Source organism: Streptomyces sp. UNOB3_S3, from assembly GCF_020740895.1.
GTDB lineage: Bacteria > Actinomycetota > Actinomycetes > Streptomycetales > Streptomycetaceae > Streptomyces.
Genome location: NZ_JAILXP010000267.1, coordinates 1 through 9,990 on the forward strand (window position 1 = coordinate 1; position 9,990 = coordinate 9,990).

A 9,990-nucleotide genomic window follows, 5' to 3' on the forward strand; every position below is an offset into this window, starting at 1 on the left:
CCTCGCCCCCGAGGGCCCCGCCGCCCTCCTCGCCCGGCTCGCCGCCCACCTCGGCGGCTGGGCCGCGCTCTACGACGCCTCCGGCGCCGTCGTCGCCGCCGCGCCCGGCTGGGCGGCCCGCCGCGCGGCCCGGCTCGGCGCCGACGTCAAACGGCTGCGGGAGCGGCCCGCGCCCGCCAGCGCCGTCCTCGGCCCGGACGCCGCCGGGGCGGAGGGCGGCGACCGCGTCGAGCTCCAGTCCCTCGGCTCCGGCCGCCGCACCCGCGGCGTCCTCGCCGTGGGCACGGACGCCCCCCTCGGCACCGCCGGGCGCTACGCCGTCAACTCCGCCGTCGCCCTCCTCACCCTGACCACCGAGCGCTCGCGCGCCCTCCAGGACGCGGAGGCGCGGCTGGGCGCGGCGGTGCTGCGGATGCTGCTCGCGGACGAGCCGGGCCACGCGCGGGCCGTCGCGGGGGAGCTGTACGGGGCGCTGCTGGACGAGCCCTTCCGGATGCTGGTGGCGGAGGCTCCCGAGGGCGACCCGGAGGGCGGGCTCGGCACGCTCGCCGACACCGCCGAGACCGCGGCGAGCCGGGCGGCCGAACCGGTGCTCGTCGTACCGGAGGGGGAGCGCGTCGTCGTCCTCGCCCGGGACGGCGGGGCGGCGGTGGCCGCGTGTGTCGCGTACGCCCGCACGGTCGAGGCACGACGGGGAGCCGCCGCGGACCGGGACGGGCGGGAGGCGCGGGAGGCGCGGGACGCGCGGGACGGGGGCGCCGAGCCCGGCGTGGCCGTCGGCCTCTCGGCGGCCGCCGGCCCGGCGGCCGCCGGGGCCGCCTTCCACCAGGCCGAACAGGCCCTGTCCGTCGCCCGGCGCCGGGGCCGCGCCCTCGTCGAGCACGAGGAGGTCGCGACCGGCTCGGTCATGCCCCTGCTCGCCGACGACGCGGTACGGGCCTTCGCGGACGGGCTCCTGCGCGCCCTCCACGAGCACGACGCCACCGGGCGCGGCGACCTCGTCGCCTCCCTGCGCGCCTGGCTCGCCCGCCACGGCCAGTGGGACGCGGCCGCCGCCGACCTGGGCGTCCACCGGCACACGCTGCGGTACCGGATGCGGCGGGTGGAGGAGATCCTGGGGCGGTCGCTGGACGATCCGGACGTGCGGATGGAGCTCTGGCTGGCACTGAAGGCGACGACGGGACGGCCGTAGCGGGCCCTGCCCCCGCCGCGACGGCGATCAGCCACCGCGGCGGCATCCGGCGGTGCCGAAGCCGCCGCGACCGACCGATAGGGTCGAATCCATGGCACGGATCGCAGTAATCGGCGCCGGCATGGGCGCCATGGCAGCCGCCGCCCGGCTCGCCATCGCGGGCCACCACGTAGTGGTGTACGAGCGGGCACAGACCCACGGCGGAGGCGTCGGACGCCTCACCCGCGACGGCTTCGTCTTCGACACCGGCCCCGCCCTCCTCCACCTCCCCGCCGTCTACCGCGACCTGTTCGTCAAGACCGGCAAGGAGTCGCTGGAGCGGAGCCTCGGGCTCGTCCAGGTCGACCCGGCGAGCCGCCATCTCTTCCCCGACGGCACGGGCTTCTCGCTGCCCAACGCCTCCCGGGCCGGTGTCGTCGCCGCGCTCGACGCGGCGGTGGGAGCGGGCGCGGGCGAGCGGTGGAGCGAGCTGGTCAACCGGGCGCGCGAGGTGTGGGACGCGACGCGGCGCCCGCTGCTGGAGGAGCCGCTGCGCGCGGAGCGCGCCGAGGCCCTGGGCCGCGATCCGTATCCGGCGGTGCCCCACCGCAAGGGGCTGTTCCGCCGCCCGGTGCCGGTGACGCTCGCGTCCGTCGCCGAACGGGAGCTGGGGGACCCCCGTCTGATCGCCCTGCTGGAGAGCCACGCCCTCGCCCACGGGCTCGACCCGCGCCGGGCGCCGGGGAGCGCGACGGTCCTGCCGTACATGGAGCAGACCTTCGGCAGCTGGTACGTGACCGGCGGCATGCGCGGCCTCGCGGACGCGCTGTACGAGCGGTGCCTGGCGCGGCGCGTGGAGTTCCGGTTCGGCTCCGACGTCGTCGGCGTCGTGGAGAAGGACGGGCGCGCGGCCGGGGTGCGGCTGGCCGACGGCGGTGTGGCCGAGGCGGACATGGTGGTGGCCGGGGTCTCCCCCGCCCGGCTGGCGGCCGTCGCGCCGGGCGCGGCGGAGGCCGTGCCGGCGCCCGTGCCCCCGGGCAGGTTCAGCGTGTTCCTGGCGCTCTCCGGCGCCCGCCCCGAGGGCACCGCGCACCGTACGGTCGTCCACGGCGGCGACCGCGCGGCGGAGCTGGAGGCGGTCTTCGGCGCCGGGGCCACCCACACCTACCGCCCGACGGTGACCGTGCTCCGGCCGGACGACCCGGCCGTCGTCCCCGGCGACGGGTACGAGGCAGTGACCCTCACGGCCACCGTCGCGCCGCACGGCGAGCGTGCCGACTGGCGTGACGAGGAGGCCGTCGCCGCGTTCGCCGACCGCGTGGTGGAGTCCGCGAAGGCGGCGGTCCCGGACCTCGCGGAGCGGCTGCTGTGGCGCGAGGTCCGCACCCCCGCCGACACGGAGGCGGAGACCGGGGCCGAGGGCGGCGGGGTGCCCGCGCCCGTACTGGCCGGGGCGCGGGGGGCGTTCCTGCGGCCGGGCAATCTCACCCGGCTGCCCGGGTGCTATCTGGTGGGCGGTTTCGCCCATCCCGGCGGCGGACTGGCGCACGCCGGGATGTCGGGGGCGATGGTCGCGGGCCTGGTCGTCTCCGGGGCCGACTGGCGCGGCTCCCAGTGATCCCCGAGTGGTAGTCCCCGAGCGGTAATCCTGGGCGGTCGCGCCTCAGTACCGGTAGCGCTGGTCGTCGTACCCGTGACCGTACGGCGGGTTGTTCTGCTCGTGCGGCTGCGGCGCCGGGGTGCCCGGGGCGGCGTCGGTGTCCCGCTGCTGCGGCACCCAGACACCACCGGGCGGGGTGTCCGTGTCGTACTGCTGGGGGGCGTACGCGCCCGCCGAGTAGGCACCGGCACCGTACTGCTGCTGGGGGTAGGACTGCTGCTGGCCGTAGGCGTCGTACGTCTCGTAGGACGGGGGGCGGTTGCCGATGTACGGGTCGGAGTAGGACGCGTACTGGCCCTGGGCCTGCCCGTAGTCGAAGGCGCCGCCCTCGTAGCCGCCCTGGGCGGGCGTGCCGCCGTACGCGCCGAAGCCGGTGCCGCCCGGGGTGTCGTGGCCCATGAGGTGGGGCTGTTCGGCGGTCGGCTGCTGGGGGACGCCGGGCATCGGGTCCGGCGTCCCCGCCGCGCCGGCGGCGACCGTCGGCAGGGCGTCGGGGCCGGAGGCGGGCAGGGTCATGTCGGAGGCGGCCGGCGGAGGCCCGGCCGGAGCCGGTGCCGGGACGCGCTCCGCGCCGCCCTTGCCCCCCTTGCCGCGCTCGCCGCCCTTGCGGCGGCGTGCCGCGCGGCCGCCGCCGCCCGCCCGGGACTTCGTCTCGGGGGGACCGGCCGGCCCGTCGCCGTCGTCGGCCGCGCCCCGTCGGAGGGCCCAGCCCATCGAGAAGCCGCGCCGGAAGGAGAGCGTCACAAAGGTCTGCCCCACGCCGAAGGCGAGGGCGCCGATGACGATGACGACGACGGACGGCACGATCACGCCGGCGACCACGCCGAGGAAGCCGGTGAAGGCGAGCAGCCGCCAGCGCAGCCTCGCCTTGTACTGCAGCAGCACCTCGGCGAGCAGCCAGAGCGCGACGACGCCGAACGCGATGTAGAGGACCGTCCAGCCCATCCAACGCCCCTCTCGTACGGCCGCCGTCGCCGGCCGGCCGTCAGGACCGCTGGTGCAGTCCCAGGTTCTGGTAGATCTCCAACGTGGCCGTGGAGTGGTTCAGGGTAATGAAATGCAACCCGGGAATCTCCTCGGCCATCAACCGAGCACACAGGTCCGTCGCGTACTCGATCCCGATTGAGCGTACAGCGGCCGTGTCGTCCTTGACCGCGAGGATCCGTTCGGCGAGCTCCGAGGGGAACGCGGCATTGCTGAGCTGTGCGAATCGTTCGATCTGCCGCACGTTTGTGACCGGCATGATTTCCGGGATGATCGGGGTGTCACAGCCGGCCGCCGCGACCCGGTCGCGCAGCCGCAGATAGTCCTCCGGGTGGAAGAACATCTGGGTGATGGCGAAGTCGGCGCCCGCCCGGCACTTGTCGACGAAGTGCCGGACGTCCGTCTCCCAGTCGGTGGAGCGAGGGTGCATCTCGGGGAAGGCGGCGACGCCCACGCAGAAGTCGCCGGACTCCTTGATGAGCCGGACGAGCTCGGCGGCGTACTGGACGCCCTTGGGGTGGCGCACCCACTCGCCCATGGGGTCGCCGGGCGGGTCGCCGCGCAGCGCGAGCATGTTGCGGATGCCCACGTCGGCGTACTGCCCGATGACGTTGCGCAGCTCGGCGACCGAGTGGTTGACGGCCGTCAGATGGGCGACGGGGGTGAGGGTGGTGTCAGTGGCGATGCGCTCGGTGGCGCGGACCGTGCCCTCACGGGAGGAGCCGCCGGCGCCGTAGGTCACGGAGACGAAGGTGGGGGCGACGGCTTCGATCCGCCGGATGGCGTCCCACAGGGTCCGTTCGCCCTTCCTCGTCCTGGGGGCAGCGAACTCGAACGAGTACGAGCGCTCGCCGGAGGCGAGCAGCTCACGGACGGTGCGCGCGTGGTCCGTCCTGGTGGAGGCAGTGCCAAGGGCCATAGCGGCAAGTTAACCAGCGGCGTACTGGACGCCCCAACCAAGTATGGCGTTATGCCCGTTTGATCCGGCGGATGTCCATGGACCGTCCCACTCCTTGGACAGAGCCCGGACAGAAGCCCGGACAGAAGCCCGGAGAGAGACGACAGAGACGGACAGCGTCACGCGTCGTAGGCGCGGACGCGCTTGGCGAGCTGGGCGGCGGCCTCGCCCGGGTCGTCCGCCTCGGTGATCGCGCGGACCACGACCACGCGGCGCGCGCCCGCGTCGAGCACCTGCTCCAGATTGCCGGCGTCGATGCCGCCGATGGCGAACCACGGCCGGGCGGGCGCGAGGGAGGCCGCGTAGCGCACGAGGTCGAGGCCGGGGGCGTGGCGGCCGGGCTTGGTGGGCGTGGGCCAGCAGGGGCCGGTGCAGAAGTAGTCCACGCCGGGCTCGGCGACGGCGGCGGCCACCTCGGCCTCGGCGTGCGTCGAGCGGCCGATCAGCACCTCGTCGCCGAGGATCGCCCGGGCGGCGGGCACGGGCAGGTCGCCCTGGCCCAGGTGGAGGACGTCGGAGGTGGCGGCGTGGGCGACGTCGGCGCGGTCGTTGACCGCGAGGAGCCTGCCGTGGCGGCGGGCGGCCTCGGCGAGGACGGCGAGGTGCTCCAGCTCCTCCCCGGCCTCCATGCCCTTGTCGCGGAGCTGGACGACGTCCACTCCGGAGGAGAGGACCGCGTCGAGGAACTCCGGCAGGTCGCCCTGGCGCTTGCGCGCGTCGGTGCACAGGTACAGCCGGGCCTCGGCGAGCCGCTCGCGCGCGGTGAAGGACATCGGGTGCTTCTCCCCCGGGTGGGCGGTGCGCGGGCGCGGGGCGGTCCCCGCGCCCGCGCACCGGACGGTGTTACCCGGCGCTCTCACGCCGGCTGTGGGCGTGACCGCGCCATGGGCGCGGTCACGGCTTGAGGATCAGGTCAGACGGCGAGCGCCTGGGCGCGGCGCTTCACCTCCGTGCCACGATTCTCGCTCAGCGCCTGCGCGGGGGTGCCGGGCAGGGTCGGGTCGGCGGTGAACAGCCACTCCAGCATCTCCTCGTCGCTGAAGCCGTCGTCACGCAGCAGCGTCAGGGTCCCGGCCAGGCCCTTGACGACCTTGCCCTCGCTGATGAAAGCGGCGGGCACCATGAGCACACGGTTCTCGCCACGGCGCACGGCGATCAGCTGGCCCTCCTTGACCAGCTGCCGGACACGCGTCACCTCGATGCCGAGCATCTCCGCGATGTCGGGGAGGTTGAGCCAGGCGGGCACGAGCGCATCGATCTTCACGTCAATCTCGGTCACGGGACAAGCCTGCCATCCGGGACTGACAGCCGGTAGCCGGGTTGACCCGAGCCGGGCCCCGGCCACCCCACCGGCCCCTCGGACCGCCTCAGACCACGGCGGCCTTCAGCGGAACGGAAGCGTCCGCCGCCCTGGCCCGGTCCAGGACCGCGCCCTTCTCGATGAGCTTGCGCCCCTGAGCCAGATCGCGCGGCCGCCCCACGGCCAGCAGGGCCACCAGGACGCCCGAGCGCAGCCAGCACACCGTCCAGGCCACGCCTGCGGGGTCACCGCGCCAGACGAGCTCGTCGGCGGCCGCGTGGTGCCCCGCATACTGCACGAACCGGCCGAACTGCTCGGACCAGAAGTACGGCACCGGGTCGTAGACCGAGCCCTCCTCGGGGCCGTGGACGATGTTCTCGGCGACGGTCCGGGGGCCCTGGAGGGCGTTGTCCCAGTGGTGGACCAGCAGCCGCTCGCCGTAGCGGGCCGAGGGGAAGGACGCGCAGTCGCCGACCGCGTAGACGTCCGGCAGCGAGGTGCGCAGGCGGTCGTCGGTGACGACGGAGCGGTCCGCCGCCAGCTCGATCCCCGAGCCCGCGAGCCAGCCCGTGGCGGGGCGCGCCCCGATACCGACGACGACCGCGTCGGCGGGCAGCCGGGTGCCGTCGTCGAGGACGACCGCGCCGGGCTCGACGGCCGTGACCCGGGCGCCGGTCAGCAGCCGGGCGCCGCTGTGGGCGTACCAGTCGACCATGTGGGCGGCGACCTCGGCGGGCATGGCGCCCGCGAGCGGCCGGTCGGCGGCCTCGACGACCGTCACCCGGCAGCCCGCCTCGCGGGCGGCGGTGGCGAACTCGGCGCCGATCCAGCCCGCCCCGACGGCGACGATGTCCTGCTGCCGGGCGAGGACGGGGCGCAGCCGCTCGGCGTCGTCGACGGTGCGCAGGACGTGGACGCCGGGCAGGTCCCCGGCGCCGGGCAGGCCGATGGGCTCCGCGCCGGTGGCGACGACCAGGACGTCGTAGCCGAGGGGCCCCTCGGCGGTGTCCAGGACGTGCTCGGCGGCGCGCAGGCCGGTGGCCGCGAGGCCGAGCCGCAGGTCGATGCCGAGCGAGTCGAAGTCCACGGCGAAGGCGGAGCCCTCGGCCTTGCCGAGCAGCACGGACTTGGACAGGGGCGGCCGGTCGTAGGGCTGGTGGGGCTCGTCACCCAGGAGGGTGATCGTGCCCTTCCAGCCTTGTTCGCGCAGGGCGATGGCGGTCTGCACCCCGGCCATGCCCGCGCCGACGATCACGACGCGGCGGTCACTGCTGGTGTTCGTCTCCTCGCTCACACGATCAACTGTAGGCCCGACGCCCCGGTAGTCCGGAGCGCCGCGTGAGGAGACCTCTGACACAACGTCATGGCGCCGGGGCGGCGGACGGCCGCCCACCGGGCCCGGCCGCCCTTCCGGGCGGTCCTCGGGCCGTACTAGGGTGGCAAGCTGCAAGCACTCGCGGGAGCCCGGGCGGACCGGGCTGAGAGGGAGGCTGGACGGCCTCCGACCGTACGAACCTGATCCGGGTCATGCCGGCGAAGGGAGGGGCTGGACGCCCATGCACGCGCATCGAACCCCTGGGGATCGAACACCGGCACATCGAACCGGGGCGCGCCCCGCGCGCCCGTACCGCCTCGGACCCGCCCCGCGGACGTATGACGTCCTGGTGGTCGGCGGCGGTCTGATCGGCCTGGTCACGGCCTGGCGCACGGCCCGGCGCGGGCTGCGCGTGGCCGTGGCCGACCCCGCGCCCGGCGGGGGCGCGGCCCGGGTGGCCGCCGGGATGCTGGCCGCCGTCACCGAGCTCCACTACGGCGAGGAGACCCTGCTCGCCCTCAACCTGGCCTCGGCGCGGCGCTACCCCGCCTTCACGGCCGAGCTGGAGGAGGCCAGCGGCCTGGACACCGGCTACCGCGCCTGCGGGACGCTCGCGGTCGCCCTGGACGCCGACGACCGGGCCCATCTGCGGGAGCTGCACACCCTCCAGCAGCGCTGCGGCCTGGAGTCGCAGTGGCTGACCGGGCGCGAGTGCCGCCGGCTGGAGCCGATGCTCGCGCCGGGCGTGCGCGGCGGGCTGCGTGTCGACGGCGACCACCAGACCGACCCCCGGCGGCTCGCCCGAGCGCTGCTCGTGGCCTGCGAGCGCGAGGGCGTGGCCTTCCACCGCTCGGAGGCGGTACGGCTGCTGCTGGCCGGGGACCGGGCCACGGGGGCGCTGCTCGCCGACGGCACCCGGCTCGCCGCCGACCGGACCGTGCTGGCCGCCGGGAGCCTCAGCGGCCGGCTGGCGGGCCTGCCCGAGGACGTCGTACCGCCGGTGCGCCCGGTCAAGGGCCAGGTCCTGCGGCTGCGCGTGCCGGAGTCGTACACGGCGGTCAATGGGCCGTTCCTCTCCCGGACCGTCCGGGCCGTGGTGCGCGGCGGCCACGTCTACCTCGTGCCGCGCGAGAACGGCGAGCTGGTCGTCGGGGCGACGACCGAGGAGCTGGGCTGGGACACGACCGTGACCGCCGGCGGCGTCTACGAGCTGCTGCGCGACGCCCATGAGCTGGTGCCCGGCATCACCGAGCTGCCGCTCGTGGAGACCCTCGCCGGGCTGCGCCCCGGCTCGCCCGACAACGCCCCGCTGCTGGGCCCGACCGCCCTGCCGGGGCTGTTCGCGGCCACCGGCCACCACCGCAACGGCGTGCTGCTCACCCCCGTCACCGGGGACGTGATGGCCGAGGTGCTGACCACCGGGCGGCTGCCCGAGGAGGCCCGCCCGTTCTCCCCCCGACGCTTCACCCCCGCACTCCAGGAGCAGCCCGCATGACCGGCAGCGGCATGATCACGCACATCATCAGCGTCAACGGCGAGCGACGCGCCGTCCCGGCGGGGACGACGCTCGACGGGCTCGTGGCGACGCTCACCACCGAGCGCGGCGGGGTCGCCGCCGCCGTCAACGAGGCCGTGGTCCCCCGGGGCCAGTGGCCGGCGACCGCCCTCGGCGAGGGCGACCGGGTCGAGGTGCTCACCGCGGTACAGGGAGGCTGATCAGCACAGATGGCGGACGATCTGCTCACCATCGCGGACACCCCGTTCACCTCGCGCCTGATCATGGGCACCGGCGGCGCGCCGAGCCTGGACGTGCTGGAGCGCGCCCTGCTGGCCTCCGGCACGGAGCTGACCACGGTCGCGATGCGCAGGCTTGACGCGACGGTACGGGGCTCCGTGCTGTCCGTCCTGGAGAAGCACGGCATCCGGGTGCTGCCGAACACGGCGGGCTGCTTCACGGCGGGCGAGGCGGTCCTCACCGCCCGGCTGGCCCGGGAGGCGCTCGGCACCGACTGGGTCAAGCTGGAGGTGATCGCCGACGAGCGCACCCTGCTGCCCGACCCGATCGAGCTCCTGGACGCCGCGGAGATCCTGGTGGACGACGGCTTCACCGTGCTGCCGTACACCAACGACGACCCGGTCCTGGCCCGCAAGCTGGAGGACGTCGGCTGCGCGGCGATCATGCCGCTGGGCGCGCCCATCGGCTCGGGCCTGGGCATCCGCAACCCCCACAACTTCCAGCTGATCACCGAGCGGGCGGCCGTCCCGGTGATCCTGGACGCGGGCGCGGGCACCGCGTCGGACGCGGCGCTGGCCATGGAGCTGGGCTGCGCGGCGGTGATGCTGGCCTCGGCGGTGACGCGGGCGCAGGAGCCGGTGCTCATGGCCGAGGCGATGCGGCACGCGGTGGAGGCGGGCCGGCTGGCGCATCGCGCCGGGCGCATCCCCCGCCGCCACTTCGCGGAGGCGTCCTCCACGATGGAGGGCCTCGCGACCCTGGACCCGGAGAGACCGGCGTTCGCGTGACGCGGGGTGCGCCTGCGGCGGGGGTGGTGCTGCCCGGTGGGCCGGTTTGTGCCCACCCTCCCCCCAGCTACCGCTGGGA

General features: G+C 75.5%; 10 protein-coding genes and 1 riboswitch. Of the genes, 5 read left to right on the forward strand and 5 right to left on the reverse strand.

Features of this window, described 5'->3' with window-relative positions; translation table 11 throughout:
* On the forward strand, positions 1–1,192 hold a 1,192-nt coding region (locus tag K6I33_RS24940), incomplete at its 5' end, for a CdaR family transcriptional regulator (RefSeq protein ID WP_229356767.1).
* Between the two features lie 91 nt (positions 1,193–1,283).
* On the forward strand, positions 1,284–2,789 hold the full coding sequence (locus tag K6I33_RS24945; protein ID WP_229356768.1) for an NAD(P)/FAD-dependent oxidoreductase: 1,506 nt from the start codon (positions 1,284–1,286) through the stop codon (positions 2,787–2,789).
* A gap of 45 nt (positions 2,790–2,834) precedes the next feature.
* Here K6I33_RS24945 and K6I33_RS24950 read toward each other — a convergent pair whose 3' ends face one another.
* The 5 genes from K6I33_RS24950 to K6I33_RS24970 form a co-directional block, all read right to left on the reverse strand.
* Positions 2,835–3,776, reverse strand: a complete 942-nt coding sequence (locus K6I33_RS24950; protein ID WP_229356769.1) for a hypothetical protein — start codon at positions 3,774–3,776, stop codon at positions 2,835–2,837.
* A 40-nt stretch (positions 3,777–3,816) separates the two neighbouring features.
* Positions 3,817–4,734 (reverse strand): methylenetetrahydrofolate reductase [NAD(P)H], encoded by a 918-nt coding sequence (metF, locus tag K6I33_RS24955; RefSeq protein WP_229356770.1) that lies wholly within the window; start codon positions 4,732–4,734, stop codon positions 3,817–3,819.
* A gap of 158 nt (positions 4,735–4,892) precedes the next feature.
* Positions 4,893–5,546 (reverse strand): thiamine phosphate synthase, encoded by a 654-nt coding sequence (gene thiE / locus K6I33_RS24960; protein ID WP_229356776.1) that lies wholly within the window; start codon positions 5,544–5,546, stop codon positions 4,893–4,895.
* A 140-nt stretch (positions 5,547–5,686) separates the two neighbouring features.
* Positions 5,687–6,052 (reverse strand): Rv2175c family DNA-binding protein, encoded by a 366-nt coding sequence (locus tag K6I33_RS24965; protein WP_229356771.1) that lies wholly within the window; start codon positions 6,050–6,052, stop codon positions 5,687–5,689.
* A gap of 88 nt (positions 6,053–6,140) precedes the next feature.
* Positions 6,141–7,367: an NAD(P)/FAD-dependent oxidoreductase gene (locus tag K6I33_RS24970; protein ID WP_229356772.1), complete on the reverse strand. Its 1,227-nt coding sequence runs from the start codon at positions 7,365–7,367 to the stop codon at positions 6,141–6,143.
* Between the two features lie 152 nt (positions 7,368–7,519).
* Positions 7,520–7,632: riboswitch (TPP riboswitch) on the forward strand.
* On the opposite strand from K6I33_RS24970, the gene thiO reads away from it, so the two are divergent.
* The 3 genes from thiO (at position 7,630) to K6I33_RS24985 (ending at position 9,911) form a co-directional block, all read left to right on the forward strand.
* Positions 7,630–8,883: a glycine oxidase ThiO gene (gene thiO / locus K6I33_RS24975; protein WP_238492010.1), complete on the forward strand. Its 1,254-nt coding sequence runs from the start codon at positions 7,630–7,632 to the stop codon at positions 8,881–8,883. It overlaps the preceding riboswitch by 3 nt.
* Complete coding sequence (gene thiS / locus K6I33_RS24980; protein ID WP_229356774.1) at positions 8,880–9,104, forward strand: sulfur carrier protein ThiS; 225 nt, start codon at positions 8,880–8,882, stop codon at positions 9,102–9,104. The genes thiO and thiS overlap by 4 nt, the downstream gene beginning before the upstream one ends.
* Positions 9,105–9,113: 9 nt before the next feature.
* A complete protein-coding gene (locus K6I33_RS24985) occupies positions 9,114–9,911 on the forward strand; it encodes a thiazole synthase (protein ID WP_229356775.1) in 798 nt (265 codons plus the stop codon).
* Positions 9,912–9,990 lie beyond the last annotated feature (79 nt).